13 protein-coding genes and 1 tRNA gene are annotated in these 19,322 nt (G+C 63.7%); 13 read left to right on the plus strand and 1 reads right to left on the minus strand.

From position 1 onward, the window contains the following. Nucleotides 1-113: 113 nt before the first annotated feature. The 5 genes from F8G81_RS06985 (at nucleotide 114) to F8G81_RS07005 (ending at nucleotide 6,317) form a co-directional block, all read left to right on the plus strand. Complete coding sequence (locus F8G81_RS06985) at nucleotides 114-1,019, plus strand: TatD family hydrolase (RefSeq protein WP_267278276.1); 906 nt, start codon at nucleotides 114-116, stop codon at nucleotides 1,017-1,019. Nucleotides 1,020-1,301: 282 nt separating this feature from the next. Continuing rightward, the gene (locus tag F8G81_RS06990; protein ID WP_267278277.1) at nucleotides 1,302-2,462 is read left to right on the plus strand and encodes a resuscitation-promoting factor; all 1,161 of its coding nucleotides are present in this window, start codon (nucleotides 1,302-1,304) and stop codon (nucleotides 2,460-2,462) included. Between the two features lie 160 nt (nucleotides 2,463-2,622). Next, entirely contained in the window at nucleotides 2,623-3,495 is an 873-nt protein-coding gene (gene rsmA, locus F8G81_RS06995; protein ID WP_267278278.1) for a 16S rRNA (adenine(1518)-N(6)/adenine(1519)-N(6))-dimethyltransferase RsmA, read from the plus strand. Beyond that, complete coding sequence (locus F8G81_RS07000; protein ID WP_267278279.1) at nucleotides 3,492-4,454, plus strand: 4-(cytidine 5'-diphospho)-2-C-methyl-D-erythritol kinase; 963 nt, start codon at nucleotides 3,492-3,494, stop codon at nucleotides 4,452-4,454. The genes rsmA and F8G81_RS07000 overlap by 4 nt, the downstream gene beginning before the upstream one ends. 36 nt (nucleotides 4,455-4,490) lie before the next feature. Continuing rightward, complete coding sequence (locus tag F8G81_RS07005) at nucleotides 4,491-6,317, plus strand: ABC-F family ATP-binding cassette domain-containing protein (RefSeq protein WP_267278280.1); 1,827 nt, start codon at nucleotides 4,491-4,493, stop codon at nucleotides 6,315-6,317. A gap of 604 nt (nucleotides 6,318-6,921) precedes the next feature. Here the strand turns inward: F8G81_RS07005 and F8G81_RS07010 are convergent. Then, nucleotides 6,922-7,551, minus strand: a complete 630-nt coding sequence (locus tag F8G81_RS07010; protein WP_267278281.1) for a TetR/AcrR family transcriptional regulator — start codon at nucleotides 7,549-7,551, stop codon at nucleotides 6,922-6,924. 160 nt (nucleotides 7,552-7,711) lie between these two features. Here F8G81_RS07010 and F8G81_RS07015 point away from each other — a divergent pair. The 8 genes from F8G81_RS07015 (at nucleotide 7,712) to F8G81_RS07050 (ending at nucleotide 19,307) form a co-directional block, all read left to right on the plus strand. Beyond that, a tRNA-Gln gene (locus F8G81_RS07015) sits at nucleotides 7,712-7,783 on the plus strand. A gap of 109 nt (nucleotides 7,784-7,892) precedes the next feature. Next, nucleotides 7,893-9,374 (plus strand): bifunctional UDP-N-acetylglucosamine diphosphorylase/glucosamine-1-phosphate N-acetyltransferase GlmU, encoded by a 1,482-nt coding sequence (gene glmU, locus F8G81_RS07020; protein ID WP_267278282.1) that lies wholly within the window; start codon nucleotides 7,893-7,895, stop codon nucleotides 9,372-9,374. After that, complete coding sequence (locus F8G81_RS07025; RefSeq protein ID WP_267278283.1) at nucleotides 9,374-10,354, plus strand: ribose-phosphate diphosphokinase; 981 nt, start codon at nucleotides 9,374-9,376, stop codon at nucleotides 10,352-10,354. Before glmU ends, F8G81_RS07025 begins: the two co-directional genes overlap by 1 nt. A 314-nt stretch (nucleotides 10,355-10,668) precedes the next feature. Next, entirely contained in the window at nucleotides 10,669-11,265 is a 597-nt protein-coding gene (locus tag F8G81_RS07030; protein WP_267278284.1) for a 50S ribosomal protein L25/general stress protein Ctc, read from the plus strand. An 85-nt stretch (nucleotides 11,266-11,350) separates the two neighbouring features. Continuing rightward, nucleotides 11,351-11,941, plus strand: coding sequence for an aminoacyl-tRNA hydrolase (gene pth, locus F8G81_RS07035; protein WP_267278285.1), 591 nt, complete (start codon nucleotides 11,351-11,353; stop codon nucleotides 11,939-11,941). Nucleotides 11,942-12,060: 119 nt separating this feature from the next. After that, on the plus strand, nucleotides 12,061-14,799 hold the full coding sequence (locus F8G81_RS07040; RefSeq protein WP_267278286.1) for a helix-turn-helix transcriptional regulator: 2,739 nt from the start codon (nucleotides 12,061-12,063) through the stop codon (nucleotides 14,797-14,799). 58 nt (nucleotides 14,800-14,857) lie between these two features. Continuing rightward, complete coding sequence (locus F8G81_RS07045) at nucleotides 14,858-17,494, plus strand: LuxR C-terminal-related transcriptional regulator (protein ID WP_416377134.1); 2,637 nt, start codon at nucleotides 14,858-14,860, stop codon at nucleotides 17,492-17,494. Between the two features lie 487 nt (nucleotides 17,495-17,981). Then, nucleotides 17,982-19,307, plus strand: a complete 1,326-nt coding sequence (locus F8G81_RS07050) for a SufS family cysteine desulfurase (protein WP_267278288.1) — start codon at nucleotides 17,982-17,984, stop codon at nucleotides 19,305-19,307. The last annotated feature ends 15 nt before the right edge of the window (nucleotides 19,308-19,322 follow it).

The following is a 19,322-nucleotide window of genomic DNA, read 5'->3' on the forward strand; positions in this document are numbered from 1 at the left end:
TCGCCCATCGGTGGGCGTTGCATGTTGTTCGTACCAGACTACTAACACAACTGCCCTGCCTGACAGAGAGTTCCGTCGAATTGTGGGGCATCCGCCGCAGTTAGGGTAGGGGGATGTGCAATTCGCTGATTCCCGCCGCCTATCGCGGTTACGGGACCAACGGTTCAGCGGCAACCGGAGGTCCCGGAAGGCAGGATTTTCCGCCCGCGCCTGAGCCGTTACCGGTGCCCGTGATGGACAACCACACGCATCTGGACTTCCCGGACGGTGAGGCGCCGGTGGGGGTTGCCGCTGCGCTGGATGCGGCAGAGGCGGTGGGGGTGCAGGGCGCGATCCAGGTGGGTTGTGACCTGGCGTCGTCGCGTTTCACGGTTCAGGCCGTCGACCTGGATCCCAGGCTGCTGGGAGCGGTTGCACTCCATCCCAATGACGCGCCCGGCTATGCCCTTCGTGGCGAGCTGGAAGAGGCACTGGCGGAGATTGAACAGCTCGCCAGCCACCCGCGCATCCGGGCGATTGGAGAGACGGGCCTTGATTTCTACCGCACCAAGGGGGAGGGGCTGGCTCACCAGCGATACTCCTTCCGCCGCCACATTGACATCGCGAAGCGCCTGGACCTGACGCTCCAAATCCATGACCGGGATGCCCACGACGACGTGGTGCAGGTCCTGCGCGAAGAGGGGGCTCCGGACCGCGTGGTGTTCCATTGCTTCTCCGGAGACGAGGAACTGGCCAGGATCTGTAATGAAGCCGGATGGAGCATGTCTTTCGCAGGCACGCTCACCTTCAGAAATGCGGCGAACCTTCGCGCGGCGTTGGCGGTGGCCGATCCGGACTTGGTGCTGGTTGAAACCGACGCGCCTTTCCTGACACCCCATCCGCACCGCGGCCGGCCCAACGCCAGCTACATGGTGCCGTACACCGTTAGGGCCATGGCGGAATTGACAGGAACGGACCTCGCCAACCTGTGCGGCCGTATCAGCGAAAATACCGTGCGGGCATACGGATCCTGGACGTGACGGTCCGCCTTAGCTTCCTCGGGCTGCACATACCCGGTAGGTAGAATTCTTGGCCGCTTTATAACGCTACGGTTACAGTGGGAAACATTAGCCGGGGTCGGGGAAGGCCTTCGGATAATTTCACTTCTTTCGCAGCAGGACCGTGCAGGGCTCCCATCCCGCACGCCTGCCGCTGGGAGTGTGGCGGCGCAAAGGTGCCCGGAGCTGCCCTTAGGGCATTTGCGCCGGGCATTTCATTGTGTTTTTCCCCGTGCCCGGACGGTCCTAAAGTTACGGGCAATCGTGGTCAAGATCTTCACATCCTCGGACGGTAAGCTCAGCTTCCTCAAGGTGGGCACCCAATTGGTGGTGCTCTGCGCGTTGGTTCTCGGGCTCGTTGCCTTCGTTGGCAATAACAAAACCATCACGCTGAACGTTGACGGAAAAGTGACCTCGGTCCAGACCTTCGGCGGCACGGTGGGCCAGGTGGTCAAAAGTGCCAAACTGGATCTGAAGCCCGCCGACCGTGTCTCGCCGTCCCTTGATGCGACCGTGGACAACGGCACCGTCATCAACGTCAATATGGCCAAGGCTGTCAAGGTCAGCCTTGACGGTGCAGAGAAGACAGTCAACACCACGGCGCAGGATGTCGGCGGCCTCGTGACCGAACTCGGCGTGGCCAGCGCGTCATCCGTCTCTGTTCCGAAGGACGCCCAGCTGAGCGTTGATGGCTCGTTTGTCTCCATCACAACGCCGAAGACGGTCAGCATCGTCGCGGACGGCAACGTGTCCACGGCAACCACGACTGCCGCTACCGTTGCCCAGGTCCTTGAGGATGCGGGCCTGACACTCGGCGTCAACGACCGCACGTCCCAGCCTGGCAATGCCCACGTGGTCAACAACATGGTGGTCAAGGTTTCCCGCGTGGACACCGGTAAGACTGACGCCACCACCGAACCCGTTCCGTTCGAGACCCTGACCAGCGAAAGCGCAGAGTTGTTCAAGGGGGACAAGGAAGTTACCCAGGCGGGCGCGGCAGGAAAAGTAGACAAGACCTTCAAACTGGTGCTGGTTGATGGACGCGAAGCCTCCCGTACCCTGGTCTCCGAAACTGTTTCACTGCAGCCGGTCACCGAAAAAGTTACTGTAGGGACCAAGCCGAAGCCCGTGGCGGCGGCTCCTGCCGCTACGAACACCGGAGCTGCAGCCCCGGCCATGATGAACGAGGCCATGTGGGACAAGATCGCCCAGTGTGAGTCTGGGGGAAACTGGTCCATCAACAGCGGCAACGGATACTACGGCGGCCTGCAGTTTTCCATCCCCACCTGGCTTGCCAACGGTGGAGGAACCTACGGCCCCAATGCCAGCGTTGCCACCAAAGCGCAGCAGATAGACATCGCCAACAGGCTCTTCGCAAAGAACGGCCTCCGGGACTGGGGCTGTGCCTGGGCAGCGAGCAGCTAAGCACTCACCAGCCTCATTCGGCAGCTGACCACAGCCGACAGGCCACGACCCGTACAGCGGCCGGACCCGGATATCCAGGGTCCGGCCGCTGCCGTTAACTCCGGAACCTACCGCCGGGGACACGAATAGCCGGGCAAAGCCGGCGGGATAGGATACCTAGGTGACTGAACCAACCCCCGCCGCGCCCGCACCCCTCTTCGGTGCCTCCGACATACGCCGGCTGGCGGAAGAGATCGGCATCCGTCCCACCAAGACATTGGGCCAGAACTTCGTCATTGACGGCAACACCATCCGCAGGATCGTCAGCGTGGCCAACATAGGCCCGGATGAAACCGTGCTGGAAGTGGGCCCCGGCCTCGGATCACTGACCCTGGGACTGCTGGACGCTGCGAAGGCGGTTGTCGCCGTCGAAATCGACCCTGTCCTGGCGGCCAAGCTGCCGGAAACTGTGAACGAATGGCGGCCGGAGGCCGCGGGGGACTTTTACCTCGTCCAGGCCGACGCCATGAAAGTGACAGCCCTGCCGGTTGAGCCGACGGCAATAGTTGCAAACCTTCCCTATAACGTTGCCGTGCCCGTGGTGCTGCACCTGCTCCAGCACTTCCCCAGCCTCCAGCACGGCCTGGTCATGGTCCAGGATGAAGTGGCTGACAGGTTGGCCGCCGGCCCGGGGTCCAAGACCTACGGCGTGCCGTCGGTCAAGGCCGCGTGGTACAGCAGCATGCGCAAGGCCGGAGTCATCGGGATGAACGTGTTCTGGCCGGCACCCAAGATCCACTCCGGGCTCGTCGCCTTCACCAGGCGCCAGCCACCCGTCACCACGGCCACCCGCGAACAGGTCTTCGCCGTGATTGATGCGGCGTTCGCACAGCGCCGCAAAACCCTTCGTGCCGCCCTGGCCGGATGGGCCGGCGGTGCCGCTGAGGCCGAACGCTGCCTGCTCGCCGCGGGGGTGGATCCAACCGCCCGCGGGGAAGTCATAGACGTAGCAGCTTTCGCCCGGATAGCCGAAGCCCGCGAGGCCGCGGCATGAATGCTCCCCTGGGAAGGTTCGCGGCGCGGACGGTCCGGGTGAAGGCGCCCGGCAAGGTCAACGTCTCCCTTGATGTTGGTCCGCTCCGTCCCGACGGCTACCATTCGGTGGCCAGCGTGTACCTGGCTGTCTCGCTTTACGAGGAAGTGGCAGCCACCAGCACGGAGACGCCCGGCATTACGGTCAGCCTCAGCCCCGCCAGCACCTTGGACCTTGACGGCGTGGACATCCCGCTGGATGAACGGAATCTTGCCTATAAAGCAGCGGCCATTATGGCGGATGTCAGCGAGCACGCCACCGGCGTGCATCTTGAGATCACCAAACGGGTTCCCGTAGCCGGAGGTATGGGAGGCGGCTCCGCTGACGCGGCAGCTACTCTCCTTGCCTGTGATGCGCTCTGGAACAGCGGCCTGTCCCGGGATGAACTCGCGCAGCTGGCCGCCGAGCTCGGAGCCGATGTCCCTTTTTCCCTCCTGGGCGGAACGGCTGTTGGGCTGGGCATAGGAGATGAGCTCTCACCTGCATTGGCCAAAGCCCAGACGGACTGGGTGCTCGTCACGGCCGATTATGGGCTGCCGACTCCCAAGGTCTATGACACCCTGGACAGGCTCCGGGACGCGGAGGGCATTGACGCCGAAGAACCCACAGCCGTGGACCCCAAGATCCTCACAGCGCTGCGCAGCGGCGACGCCGACGCCCTGAGCCGTGTCCTGCTCAACGATCTGCAGCGGGCTTCCATTGAACTTGCCCCTGCACTCCGGGATACGCTGGGAATCGGCGAGTCACATGGAGCCATTGCCGGCATCGTCTCCGGATCGGGTCCCACCGTGGCCCTGTTGACGCATAGCCCCGCGGCGGCGGAAAGCCTCGCTGAGGACCTCCAGCACTACGGCCTGACGGCCATCGCCGTCCACGGGCCAGTACACGGTGCACGCATCATCTCCGATACCCTCCTTTAAGACCCCCCTTCCCATTAGCAGCAGAAAGCAGTTCCCTTGGCACACCTTCTTGGCGGCGAAAACCTGACGGTTTCGTACGCAACGCGCACCGTCCTGGACGGCGTCACCCTTGGACTTGAGGAAGGTGACCGCATCGGAATGGTGGGCCGGAACGGTGACGGCAAATCAACCCTCATGCGGCTGCTGTCCCTGCGCGCCACTCCGGATTCGGGCCGTGTGACCAAGCGCGGAGACGTCAATGTGGGCTACCTCGACCAGAGCGATGTCCTCGACGGCGACCTGACCGTGGGTGCCGCCATCGTCGGTGACCAGGCAGACTATGAATGGGCCCGTAACCCGCAGATCCGCGAGGTGATGGGCGGACTGGTTTCCGACGTCGACTGGCACGCCAACGTGCACGCCTTGTCCGGCGGCCAGAAGAGGCGTGTGGCACTCGCCAAGCTCCTGATCGAGGACCACGACGTCATCATGCTCGACGAGCCCACCAACCACCTCGACGTCGAAGGCGTGGCCTGGCTGTCACGCCACCTCAAAACCCGCTGGCGGGCAAACCAGGGAGCCTTCCTGGTGGTCACCCACGACCGTTGGTTCCTGGACGAAGTGTGCACCAAGACCTGGGAGGTCCACGACGGGATCGTGGACCCGTTCGACGGCGGATATGCCGCCTACGTCCTGGCCCGCGCCGAGCGCGACCGCGCCGCTTCGGTCACGGAAAGCAAACGCCAGCAGCTGGTCAAGAAGGAACTCGCGTGGCTGCGCCGCGGCGCGCCCGCCCGCACCGCCAAGCCCAAGTTCCGGATCGAGGCGGCCAACGCCCTGATCGCCGACGTCCCCGAGCCGCGCGACTCAACGGCACTGAGCAAAATGGCCACCGCCCGCCTGGGCAAGGACGTCCTGGACCTTGAGAACGTAACGCTGGACTTCCTCGGCGGCGAAGAAGGGCAGAAACTCTTCGACAACATCACCCTGCGTCTTGCGCCGGGCGAACGCCTGGGGCTGGTAGGCGTTAACGGCGCCGGCAAAACCACCCTGCTGAAGCTGCTCAACGGACAGATCGAGCCGACGTCGGGCAAGCTGAAGCGCGGTAAGACAGTGGTCACCGCCGTGCTCACCCAGGAAGTCAAGGAGCTCGACGACGTTTCGGACCTGCGCGTCATCGAGGTAATCGAGCGGGAAAAGCGTTCCTTTAACGTGGGCGGCAAGGAGTTCACCGCCGGCCAGCTGGTGGAGCAGCTTGGCTTCACGAACGAGAAGCAGTGGACCCCCGTCAGGGACCTTTCCGGCGGTGAGCGCCGGCGCCTCCAGCTCCTGCGGCTGCTGGTGGGGGAGCCAAACGTGCTGATGCTCGATGAGCCCACCAACGACCTCGACACTGACACCCTGGCCGCCGTCGAAGATGTGCTGGACGGCTGGCCGGGCACCCTCGTGGTGGTCAGCCACGACCGGTACCTGCTGGAGCGCGTGACGGACCATCAGATGGCGCTGCTGGGCGACGGCAAGATCCGCGCCCTTCCGCGCGGCGTGGACCAGTACCTGGAACTCCGTGAATCCGCCCTGGCCGGCTCCACCATCACCGGCGGCGGCAACCCTGTCACCGGCCCCAGCGGCGGCTCCGCTCCCGCGGCGTCCGGTTCCTCCGAAGCCGAAAAGCGCGACGCCCGCAAGGCCAAAAACCGGATCGAGCGCCAGATGGGCAAGCTCGAGCAGCAGGAAAAGAAGCTTCACGACCAGATGGTCAAAAGCACCAACGAGAACGACTTCGACGCCCTGGCCGAACAAAACAAGAAACTCAAGGACCTGGCCGGCGAACGCGAAGCCCTCGAACTCGAATGGCTCGAAGCCCTGGAAGTCCTCGGCGAGTAAGCCTGCTGTCTGCGGCGGCGGCGTCCGGCTGGGCTTGGGTGCCGGAGCCGGTCCTTCGACGTCGCTTCCGTCTTGGGGCCGGAGCCGGCCCTTCGGCGTCGCTTAGACACAGCACATAGGAAGCGCTACGGTCGCTGCGCGACCTCCGCCCTCCGATGTGCCGCGATGCGCTCCTTTCCGAAGGACCGCCTCCGGCGATGATGCCTCACCCACCGAAGGCCGACTGCTAACAAAGCAAAAAACCTCCCGCAGTGGAACAGAAGGGCACGCGCTCGGAACCTTCGACAGGGGGTACTCGTGAAGGGCGCCCGTGTGTACGTGCCGGCTATAGCGGCGCGCTGTAAGACTGCGGGTGGAACTATTGGCCAGGGGATCGCGAAACCACCGGAACGGAACTGTCGGCACTAGCGGTGCGGGGGGCTTCGCGTAGGAGCGCATCGCGGGCCATCGTGGCGTGGAGGTCGCCCCGCGACCGGAGCGTCACTTATGCGTCGTAAGCGTCGTCCCGAGGGACCCGACGCGAGCTTGCGAGTGTTGGGAAGGGACCTACGCGCTAAGCGACGGCGAAGGGCCACTGCGCCGCGAACCTGACCACGGAAGCGAACTAGCCTTCGGACTTGAGCTCTGGGTCCTTTTTGAGGCCGGTCAGGCCGTTCCAGGCCAGGTTCACTAGGTGGGCTGCCACTGTGTGCTTGTCCGGCTGGCGGCTGTCCTGCCACCATTGGCCGGTCATTGCGACCATGCCAACCAGCATCTGGGCGTACATGGCACCGTCTTCCGCGCTGAAGCCGCGCCGGTGGAACTCGTCGGAGAGAATGTGCTCCACACGGGTGGTGACATGTGACAAGAGGGTCGAAAAGGCACCCTCGGGCTGGGACGGCGGAGCGTCGCGCATGAGGATCCGGAAACCGTCGGTGCGTTCCTCGATGTAGGTGAGCAGGGCAAGGGCAGCGCGTTCCACCAGGACTCGGGGCTTGCCCTCCTCTTCCGTCAGGGCGCTGTTGATGGAGTCCAGGAGGATGTGGAACTCAAAATCCACCACCTCGGTGTACAGGCCCTCCTTGGAGCCGAAGTGTTCGTAAATCACCGGCTTGGAGACCCCGGCACAGGCCGCGATTTCCTCGATGGTGGTTCCGTCGAGCCCGCGGGTCGCGAAGAGGCCACGTCCCACTTCGATCAGCTGGCTGCGCCGCTGCAGGCCTGTCATGCGTGTCCGGGTAGGGCTGTTGCTCACATTTCCATCATGCCCTACTCCCTGCGGTGACTGGCTTTGAAGCTAGAGTTGGGCGGGCTGAAGCTGCCTGCCGGCGGGCCCGATCCTGCCTGTGTCGCTTCCACCCCTGAACCCATGGCAAAATAAATACTTGTGCCCGGGCCTCGCGCCGGTGGCATGGTCCGCCCTGGTGTAATGGCAGCACCCCGGCCTTTGGAGCCGTGGAGTATAGGTTCGAATCCTATGGGCGGAACTGCTGTGCGAAGAGCGTCCAGTAGGATGAATGCGGTGCCGCGCCGGGCTGTTGGTCCGAACGGCACCCAGCCCAGCGCAATGCGCAACCGAGCAAGGAGAGCCCGTACGTGATCCCCGAGACCACCGGCCCAGCTGCCGTCATTGTCCTTGCAGCAGGCGCCGGTACCCGGATGAAATCCCGTACCCCCAAGATCCTCCACGAGATCGGCGGCCGCTCCATGGTGGGGCATGCCCTGCTGGCAGCCCGCAGCATCAATCCGCAGCAACTGGCGCTTGTGGTGCGGCATGAACGCGATCTCGTAGCCAAGCACCTGGGCGAACTGGACGCCGACGCCATCATCGTGGACCAGGACGAGGTTCCCGGTACCGGCCGCGCCGTGGAGGTCGCCCTTCACGCCCTGGACGCCCAGAAGCCCCTGACCGGGACGGTTGTGGTGACCTACGGCGATGTTCCGCTGCTCACCGGCAACCTGCTGGCCGAACTTGTTGCCACCCATGAACGTGACGCCAACGCAGTCACGGTCCTCACGGCGCTGCTCGACGACGCCAGCGGGTACGGACGGATCCTTCGCGGCGACGACGGGACGGTGACCGGCATCCGCGAGCACAAGGACGCATCGGAGGCCGAACACCTCATCCGCGAAGTCAATTCCGGAATCTACGCTTTCGACGCCGGCTTCCTTCGCGACGCACTGGTCCACGTCACCACCAACAATTCCCAGGGCGAAAAGTACCTCACGGACGTGCTGGGTCTGGCACGGGAGGCAGGCGGGCGGGTAGCCGCAGTCCTGACCGAGGACCGCTGGCAGGTTGAAGGAGCCAATGACCGGGTGCAGCTTTCGGCCCTTGGAGCCGAGCTGAACCGGCGCACCGTCGAGGACTGGATGCGCGCCGGGGTCACCGTTGTGGACCCCGCCACCACGTGGATCGACTCCACTGTGACGCTGGACGAGGACGTCCGTATTCTTCCCAACACCCAGCTGCACGGCAGCACCACCGTGTTCAGGGACGCCGTCGTCGGCCCCGACAGCACCCTGACCGATGTTCACATCGGAGCGGGAGCGACAGTCACACGCACCCACGGTTCCGGTGCCGTCATCGGAGCGAATGCCGCCGTCGGGCCTTTCACGTACCTGCGCCCCGGCACGGTGCTGGGCGAGACAGGCAAGATTGGCGCCTTCTACGAGACCAAAAACGTGACGATCGGCCGCGGCTCCAAACTGTCGCACCTTGGCTACGCCGGTGACGCCGAAATCGGTGAAGACACCAACATCGGCTGCGGCAACATCACAGCCAATTACGACGGCGAGAACAAGCACCGCACGGTGATCGGCTCGGGCGTCCGCACAGGTTCCAATACTGTCTTTGTTGCTCCGGTTACTGTCGGGGACGGCGCCTACAGCGGCGCCGGCGCCGTCATCCGGAAAGATGTCCCGGCCGGAGCCCTGGCCGTGTCCGTTGCCCCGCAGCGCAATGCCGAGGGCTGGGTTATCGCCAACCGCCCGGGCAGCCGCTCCGCTGAACTGGCCCAGGCGGCCTCCCCAGATTCCTCCAGTACCCAGGCACCTACAGAAGAGGGCAAGCAATAATGAGCGAAATTACGGCGCGCGGCGAGAAGAAGCTGGTGCTTGCCGCCGGGCGGGCACACCCCGAGCTTGCGCGGGAGATCGCCAAGGAGCTCGGAACCGAGCTGCTGCCTATTGACGCCTATGACTTCGCGAACGGCGAGATCTACGTCCGTGCCGGCGAAAGCGTCCGCGGTACCGACGCCTTTGTGATCCAGGCCCACCCCGCACCGCTGAACAACCACCTCATGGAACAGCTGATCATGATTGATTCGCTGAAGCGTGCCTCCGCCAAGCGCATCACCGTGGTTTCACCGTTTTACCCGTACGCCCGCCAGGACAAGAAAGGGCGCGGCCGTGAACCGATTTCAGCCCGCCTGGTAGCTGACCTTTACAAGACCGCGGGTGCCGACCGCATCATGAGCGTGGACCTGCACACGTCCCAGATCCAGGGTTTCTTCGACGGCCCGGTGGACCACCTTATGGCCATACCGCTTCTTGCCGATTACATCCGCACGCGCGTGGACGCCGAAAATATCACCGTGGTGTCCCCGGACACCGGCCGGGTCCGTGTGGCGGAGCAGTGGGCTGAGCGCCTGGGCGGGGCTCCGCTGGCGTTTGTGCACAAGAGCCGGGACCTGACAGTGCCCAACCAGGCGATTTCGAAGACCGTGGTGGGCCAGATTGAAGGACGCACCTGTGTCCTCATCGATGACATGATCGACACCGGCGGAACTATCTCCGGTGCGGTCCAGGTTCTCAAGAACGCCGGTGCCAAGGATGTCATCATCGCAGCCACCCACGCCGTGTTCTCGGACCCTGCCGCGCAGCGGCTCGCTGAATCAGGCGCCCGTGAAGTTGTGGTCACCAACACGCTGCCCATCAATTCTTCCCAGCAGTTCCGGCAGCTGACGGTGCTTTCCATCGCGCCGCTGATCGCGCGCGCCATCCGCGAAGTGTTCGACGACGGCTCCGTCACCAGCCTGTTTGACGGCAACGCCTAAAGGTGTTCTCAGCGAGGAGTTAACACCGGCAGGGGACCGGGCGCGGTTGCGGGGGCCCAGGGACCTGATGCGCCCAAGGAGCTGGTGGGGACGCGTTTTCACCATTCGGGCCGGTCGCTGATAAGCTTCTTGACGATACCTTGGCGAGGGAGAGCAGCTGGTTGCCGTGCACACGGAAACCGGACTGCAGGTCTCCGTTATCGACTGGGTCTGAATCTCCCTTCGGAAAGGGCAGCCACGCGGCCGCCCGGCGTTGAAGGTCGCAACAGACCTCCGCCCTTGCTGAACACCGTTTTAGTTTCGAGGAGATACACATGTCTGAGCAGAAGCTCGCAGCAGAAGTCCGCAATGAATTCGGCAAGGGTTTCGCCCGCCGTGCCCGCATGGCCGGCCAGATCCCCGCCGTTATCTACGGCCACGGCGCAGAGCCCATCCACATCACCCTTCCGGCGAAGGCCACCACCCTCGCGGTCCGCGTTGCCAACGCCCTGCTGTCCCTGGACATCAACGGCGAAGACCACCTGGCCCTGGTCAAGGACATCCAGCGCGACCCCATCAAGCAGATCATCGAGCACATCGACCTGCTGACCGTCCGCAAGGGCGAGAAGGTCACCGTTGACATCCCTGTCCACGTTGTTGGCGAACTTGCTCCGGGCAGCGTCTACAACCAGGAACTCACCCTCATCTCCCTCGAGGCCGAGGCAACCCACCTGCCCACCGCCATCGAGGTTGACATCGAAGGCCGCAGCGCTGGCCAGCACATCCACGCATCGGACCTGGTTCTCCCCAAGGGCTCCATCCTGCTGGCCGATGCCGAGGCACTCGTGGTCCACATCTCCGAGGCCACCGAGGTCTCCGAGGAAGAGGCCTCGGCCGACACCACGGCAGGCTCCTCGGTCGCAGCCGAGTAGTTCTCGATCGATTTCTGCGGTGGCCGGGTCCCTCTGGGCCCGGCCACTGCCGTATCACGCCCACGCACCACCTTAGGATTAACCCATGACTGACACCTGGCTGATCGTTGGCCTCGGAAATCCCGGGGCCGAGTACAAGGGCAACCGGCACAATGTTGGCCAGATGGTTCTTGACGAACTCGCCGGCAGGATGGGCACCGGTTTTAAGGCGCACAAGGCCCGCGCCCAGGTGATCGAAGGCCGCCTCGGGATCGGCGGCCCCCGGGTGGTGCTGGCCAAACCGATGAGCTACATGAACGTCTCGGGCGGCCCAGTGGCTGCCCTCGCCAACTTCTACGGCATTACCCCTGATTATGTGGTGGCCGTGCACGATGAGATCGACATTCCTTTTAACACGGTGAAACTGAAGATCGGCGGGGGAGAAGGCGGCCACAACGGCCTCCGGGACATCTCCAAGGCGCTGGGAACGAAGGATTACCTCCGTGTCCGGGTGGGCGTGGGCAGGCCCCCGGGCAGGATGGACACCGCGGATTACGTCCTTCGCGACTTCGCAACTGCGGAACGGAAGGACCTTCCGTTCCTGCTTGATGAGGCCGCTGATGCGGTAGACATGCTGGTCAGGGATGGTCTGACGGCGGCGCAGCAAAAGTTTCATCCGGCGAAGTCCGAACTCTAGAAATTAAGATAAAGCGCCGTCGGTCTGTTTACCTGTCTCTGACAGGGGGTAGTCTTCTTCCTAAGCGGGGGAGCGATGGGGCTTTTATCCCGCGGCAGCGGGATCTAGGGGATAAGTTCATGTCAATCGAGCCACTCAGCTGGGGACGTGGGTCAACGCTCAACGCCGTTGAGTCGCGCACCAACGTCGCAGACACGTCTGATCTTCATCGGTGGTCGGTGCCCGCCCGAAGCGCCAATCTCGAAGCTGTCCGCACGGCGCTGACCAGCAAGGACTCGCTGGGAGTGGTCATCACCGGTGCTCGTGGCGTGGGCAAGTCGTCCCTCGCCCGGACGGCTGTCTCTGAACTTGGCCCCGATGTCTGGGCACTGCAGCTGCGCAGCGGCCCCACCGCTGCAAAAACACCGTACGGATGCCTGGCGTTCCTTCTGGCCCGGCTTCCGCAGGCCTACATGGGCTCCCCGACTGCCATCCTTCGCGGCATCACATCCCTCATCAAGAGCGATGCTGCCGGGCGTCAATGCGTTATTACGCTGGATAATGCGGGAAGCCTGGATGACATGAGTGCAGGGGTCCTGCTGAACGTCCTCCTGACCGGGACGGCCCGGATCGTCGCGGTGGCGCCAAAGAGCAGCGACCTTCCGGCCGATTTCCACTGGCTCCTCACGGACCGGAGGCTGACTGAGGTCAGGCTGGACAACCTGAACGAGCTTCAGACGCGGCAGGTGTTGTTGTCCCTCCTGGGGCATCGAGTGTCAGCCTCCCTCGTCAGTACCTACCACAGCATGGTGGGCGGAAACCCCCTGTTGTTGAAGGCACTCGTCACCGAACAGCAGCAGTCCGGGAACCTGGTACTTGCTGATTCTGTTTGGACACTCCGCGACAAAGTGGTGCTCGACGGCGCGGCGAGCCTGGACGACATCGTCAGGTCCCGTTGGGCCAGGAAATCTCCGGAAACCAGGGAAGTCATCGAAATGCTTTCCTGCGCAAGGAGTGTGGAGCTTTCACGGCTTACGGCTCTCTACGGTGCAGCGATCGTGGCGGACATGGAGGACGTCGGACTCCTGGACATCGACGATTCGGACAACCGCTGGGTGTCACTGCGTGAAAAGTACCTTGGCGACGTCGTCCGGTCATGGCTGAGCATCAGCAGGCGCCGGGAACTCAGGAACCAACTCCTGGACGGTGTGGACCCGGACCCGTCATCCATGACCATGGACGAACTGATGTCCTTTGCGGCCTGGACCTACGAGTGCGAGGCCGAACTTAGCCCGGCCATGGCGCTTGCGGCGGCCGAGGCCGCCGTCCAGCTCTTTGATCCGCACTTTGCCCTCACGTGCACCGAGGTCCTGAAGAGGAATGATCCCCAGTGGGTCCCTGGGCAGCGGCAGAAGGCCGCAGCCTACCTTTTGCTTGACCTGCCCGTCCAGGCCATGGCAGCCCTGGACGATATCTCCCAGCCGCAGTTGGACAACCTCGGTGCCACGGAATACGCCAACGTTATCGCCGCAAAATCCCGGGTCATGGTGTGGCTGCCGGAGCTTACGGAGAAAGTACCGCCCTTGCTGGAGGCGGCAAAGAACAGGCTTGACGTCCCCGCAGGGCTCGCGAAGGGCTGGCCCGACCCCCTGGCCGCAGCCGCCAACCGGATCAGCCTCAGCGAATTCGAGTACAAGGCTTTCGTGGGCGACTACGCCTCGATGATCCCCGCGCTTGAAGCGGCAACAGATCCTGCCCTCAACCCGGATCTTGGCTTCAGGATGAAGTCCGCGGTTATCCTGATGACCGCACTGGCAATAACCGGGCGGGAAATGGACGCGCTGAGCCTCATGAGGCAGGTAGGGGGCAAAATCTCCGACGCCGCCCAGATCGTTGGCCTGCGTGAACAGTTCACCCTCGAGGCGTACTCCGTGCTGCTGACAGCTGGCCAGTGGCGCAGGTGCATTGACCTGCTGGACCCACCCTCCACGCGCGAAGCCCATCGGCTCCCATACCGGAGCGCCGCTGCCGAGCTCTCAGCCGGAGTTGCCTACGTGTACTCGGGAAGGGGCGCGGCTGCCCTGGATTCGCTCTTGTCCGCAGCCGCGCAACTCGAGCTCCGGCCGCTGCAAGGCGCCCTTCGGACGGCTTATGCGGCCACGGCCCTTGCCTATGCGCAGATCGGCAATGCCGGGCAGTCCCGAAAGTACCTCGAGAAGCTCAGGAGGCCGGCGGGTCCCTGCAGTTTTGTCACGGAGAGCATCATCGAATTCTGCACTGATATGGCGGGGCGCTGGTTGGGGGATGCGGAGGCCATCGCACACCTGAAGGAGTCAGCCCGCCAGAATATCAAGGAGCAAAGATACACCCTTGCAGGAATCAGTCTCCTGGGTGCCACCATCAACGGCACGGAGGCCGACTTCCGTCTCCTGGAGGAGGTGGCCGGTCACCGGCAGGGCCCGCTGGCCGAGATTTCCCGCCTGATCGCCATAGGCAGCCGGACCAAGGACGCGAAAACCCTGCTGGCCGGAGGCGAGCTCGCGGCCACGCTTGAACTGGATACTGTGGAGGCGAGGTGTATGGCACTTGCAGTCGATTACGCCCGCCAGGCCGGGGATCCAGTATCGGCCAGGACGGCCCAGGCCCGGCTGGACATCCTGGCTGCCACTGTTCCCAGTTTGCCCATCGTGCCCAGCAGCGGGAGTCCCCTCCTGACCAGCCGGGAGCGGCAGATAGCGAGGCTGGCAGGCAGGGGCGCCTCAAACCGTGACATCGCATTGGAGATGGGCGTCTCAGTCCGCACCGTTGAAGGCCACCTGTATCAGGTCTTTACTAAGCTCGGCGTAACTTCCAGGGGTGATCTGACTGGACTCGTTTAACGGCACCACACCCAAGGCAGGATTGGCTTCCCGTCAACTGACAGGCCGGCGCGAACCGCTGGACCGGATCTGCAACATTATCCGAAACCGCACCAGTCAGGCGGTATTCCTGATGGCCGGGCCGGGCATCGGGAAGTCAGCGCTCAGCGAAGCCATCACTGAGCGCCTTGCTACCGAAATGATCGTTGTGCAGATCCACGGCAGTTCCTCGCTGGCCGGAGTTCCCTTTGGCGTCCTGGCCCCGTATACGGCGGAACTCACAGCGGAGGACTCTGTATCACCGGTGGCGGTCCTCAGGTCAGTTTGGACCTACTTCGAGAAACTCAAGGCGGGCAAGGACACCCCGCTTTTGCTGGTGGTGGATGACGCCCACCACCTTGATGATTCAACTGCCAGCATTGTGGCAGACATGATTTCAGCAGGCTGGGCAAGTGTGGTTGCTTCCGGCAGGCCACGGCCCGGACTGCCGCAGCCGCTGGCCCAGCTTTGGTATGACGGACTGGCGGAACGTGTGGATCTTCGCCCGCTGAACCGGGAACAGATCGAGGAAGTCCTCACCCACGTCTTTGACGGAACAATCCCAGCCGGCACCGTTGATGCCATCTGGAGCGCCTCCGGAGGGAACCCCCGGATCCTGGATGCGCTGCTCCACGACACGGCGGAGCGGGAAGTGCTGGCGAAGCGCAACGGCATCTGGATGCTCCTGGGACCGCTGCCGGCTGACGGGCCAAGGCTCACAGCGGTGGTCACAAAAGACCTCCTGCGGCGAAGCCCGGAGGAACAGGAAGCCCTTAAGCTCATCGCCCTTGCCGAACCCGTGGCGAGAAAAGTCATAGAGGACATCAGCGGGGCCGAAGTGGTCCGTGCGCTGCTGGACCAGCAGATGATCGTGGAGGGTACCGGCCACCCCGCTGAGCTGCGGATGTGGAACACGTTGTTCGGCCAGGCTGTTCGGAAGAATGTCTCCGTCTCCCGGAGCCTGCAGCTGCTGGAAAAGATTCGTGGCCAGCACGCTGAACCAGCCGGCGCAGAAGGCCGGCTCAGAGCAGTGGAATGGGCATTGGAGTGCGGGCAGAAAGTTGCCGACGCGGACCTGCTGGAAGCAGCCGGCACCGCAGTGACCAAGTTCCGCAATGTGAGCGCCGTGATGATGGCGGCAAAAGTGCATCGTTCCGACCTGGTGCCGCACGCCCAGGCCGTCCGGGCGCGGGCACTTTTCAACAAGGCAGATTATTCCGCGGCGGCGGATGTCCTGGACGAATGCTGGCTCCCGCTGTCGGACAGCGCCGAAGCCGCCCAGGTACTGATGCTCAGGGCACAATCACATCAGGCCCTGGGAAAGTCAGCGGAGACTTTCGCGGCCGAATCCCGGGAGCTTCTCAGCCAGGCCGGGCTCATCCCGCCGATGGCTGGATCCGCTGGCGGCCTTCCTGGTGGCAACGGCACTGGGACCTGGCAGGAGAACGTCCTTCATTTGCTGGAACTTGGGGCTGCAGGCAACCATGAGGCGCTCCAGGCTGAAATCCAGGGCATCAAAAACCGCACTCCGGCGGGGCCTTTTGACGATGCGCTCCGTGCGTTCGGGTTGGCCTTGCTCGCTCACACGCTCTCGGCAGCGGGGCGAAACGTGGAGGGGCTGGATGCCGCACTGCTGGCCGCGTCAGAACTTCCTGCGCTCCAGGACGGCCTGTTCTGCTTCAATGAATTCGTCCTGGGCAGGCTGGTGATCAACTACCTTGCCATGGGCGAGTGGGAGTCCGCCGAACGTGAACTTGCCAGCTATGCAGCCAGCCAGGTGCAGGGTGCGGCCACCTTCAGCGGGAGCGTCCAGGTGCTGCGCGGCTATTCGCTCCTGCGGCAGGGCCGGATTGAGCGTGCCTACCAAATGCTCCTGCCGGCGGTGGAAGCACTCAGGCTGAACGATCCACAGCAGCTGTTTCGCTTCGGTTCCGCACTGGGCTTCTATGTGGCTGCCAGGCTGGGTGACGTCGCCCAGGCAATACGGCTGGAGCAGGACTACAAGGACGCCATCATCGCCCGGCCGCACGAGCACCTGGCGGCAGCCTATGCCGCCGCAGCGTCTGAGTACCTTGCCCGGGACGGCAAAGGCCTGGCCTCGATCCATACGCTGGCAACCACCCATGACGTCTCCGCCCGCCCTGGGACCCTCCTGGAATTCCTGGCCATCTGCTGGGACCTGGGTGACAACTCGGTGATTCCCCTTGTCCATTCGCTTGCCAAGGATGTCGAAGGCAGGTGGGCGGAAGCGATGCTGATGTTGTCCCGGAACTGGGAGCCTACGGATGCCGATGCCCTGATGGACACAGCAACAGCCCTTGAAAATTCAGGCTTCGTAAACCTTGCCCGGGAGGCCTACGCCAGGGCAAGTACACTCCTGGAGCAGTCCGGTGAACGGCGCCGCGCCAGGCAGGCCGTTGCACTCCGTGAGAAATGCGATCACGAACTCGGTGAGCGGTTCCGGGAGGGGCACTTCATCGCCGCGGCGCCGGCCGTGCACCTGACCCGCCGGGAGCAGGACATTGTGGAGCTCGCCCTGCAGGGTCTCACAGACCGGGAGATCGCCCAGCGGCTGATGGTGTCGGTGCGGACTGTGGAAGGCCACCTCTACCGCACGTACGTCAAGTTGGGTGTGCGAAGCCGCGACGAGTTAGCGTCCGCGCTTCCAAAGAGTTAGCGTCTTCGCTTCCAGACCATAGCCAAGACCCACTTTCCACCATTGACAGTCAGAAATACCGGCTGTCTCCGTAGTGGTGTCTGGCCGGGCCGTGCCTAAGTGGTCTGGCCGGGACTACGCGTATCAGGCGTATGTAACCGGTAGTGTTCGCCGGCAAAAGACGAGTACCTGCTACTCGTGTACCGGTGCCTCAAACAGGGTTTACTGAAAGAGGCAAAAGGAACCGGCAGGACAAGCCGCAGACCAAGCCACCAAGCATTACAGGCCTCTTTGTACTTGAACTTCCGGTCCTTCAGGACCGGGTACAGACGGGGCCGGCGACGTCAGAGTCTTCTGAGACCGAGGCTCTCCCCCCAGCCGTCGCCGGCCCTCATATTCCGACGGCTGAAGCCCGGAGCGACTGTGGCGGCAACCCCTTGGGGAAGCCGCTACAGCCGTGCTGTGGGACAATTGAGTGTCAATCCATTGGCACCTCAAGGAGTTAGCTTTGGCCGTAGTATCAACGCCTGCCACGCTGGAACGCGCATTGCCGGCCATGGATAACTCGGAGGTCCTGCGGATCCGCAATGACTTCCCCGTCCTCGGACAGTTGGTGAACGGGCGGCAGCTGGTCTATCTGGATTCGGGTGCGACGTCGCAGAACCCGCTCAGTGTGATCGAGGCTGAGCAGGAGTTCTACGAACAGCGAAATGCCGCGGTGCACCGCGGCGCACACCACCTCGCCGTGGAAGCAACCGAAGTCTTCGAAGACGCCCGCCAGACCATGGCCGATTACATCGGGGCCGATTACACGGAAACAGTGTGGACCTCCAACGCCACCGAAGGCCTCAATCTCATCAGCTACTCCTTGTCCAACGCCTCGCTGTGGTCTGCGCAGGGTCGGGGGGATGCGAGGCTCAGAAGCCTGGCCGTAGGACCGGGGGACCAGATCGTTGTCACGGAAATGGAGCACCACGCCAACCTGATCCCCTGGCAGGAACTCGCCTTCCGCACCGGCGCCACGCTCCGCTACATCCCGGTGGATGACACCGGGGCGCTGAGGATGGACCAGGCTGCCGCCATCATCGGGGAGCGGACCAAGGTACTGGCTTTCACGCACGCTTCGAACGTGCTCGGAATCATCAACCCAGTACAGGAACTGGTGGCTCTGGGCAGGAGAGCCGGAGCCCTGGTGGTGCTGGATGCCTGCCAATCCGCTCCGCACCTGCCCTTGAACGTGAAGGACCTTGACGTCGATTTCGCGGTCTTTTCCGGCCACAAGATGCTTGCCCCTACCGGGATCGGCGTACTCTACGGCAGGCAGGACATCCTGGACGCCCTGCCCCCGTTCCTGACCGGCGGGTCCATGATCACCACGGTGACCATGGAGAGGGCCGAATACCTGCCGGCACCGCAGCGTTTCGAAGCCGGAACCCAGCGGATCTCCCAGGCAGTTGCGTTGGCCGCCGCCGCGAACTATCTCACCGAGACAGGCCTGGAGCGGATCCATCACTGGGAGTCGGAGCTTGGCCAGCGCATGGTATCCGGGCTGCAGGACATCCCGGGAGTGCGTGTTCTGGGGCCAGTAGCCGGGCAGGAGCGGATCGGGCTCGCGGCATTCGACGTGGACGGCGTTCACGCCCACGACGTCGGCCAGTTCCTCGATTCGCGGGGCATTGCCGTTCGGGTTGGGCACCACTGCGCCCAACCGCTGCACCGGCGCCTGGGACTGACGGCCACCACCAGGGCCAGCGCCTATCTGTACAACACCACCGACGACGTTGACGTGTTCCTGGACGCCGTCGCCGGAGTCCGAAGCTACTTCCGCGTCTAGCACCCGGACTATCGA

The organism is Arthrobacter sp. CDRTa11 (genome assembly GCF_026427775.1).
GTDB lineage: Bacteria > Actinomycetota > Actinomycetes > Actinomycetales > Micrococcaceae > Arthrobacter.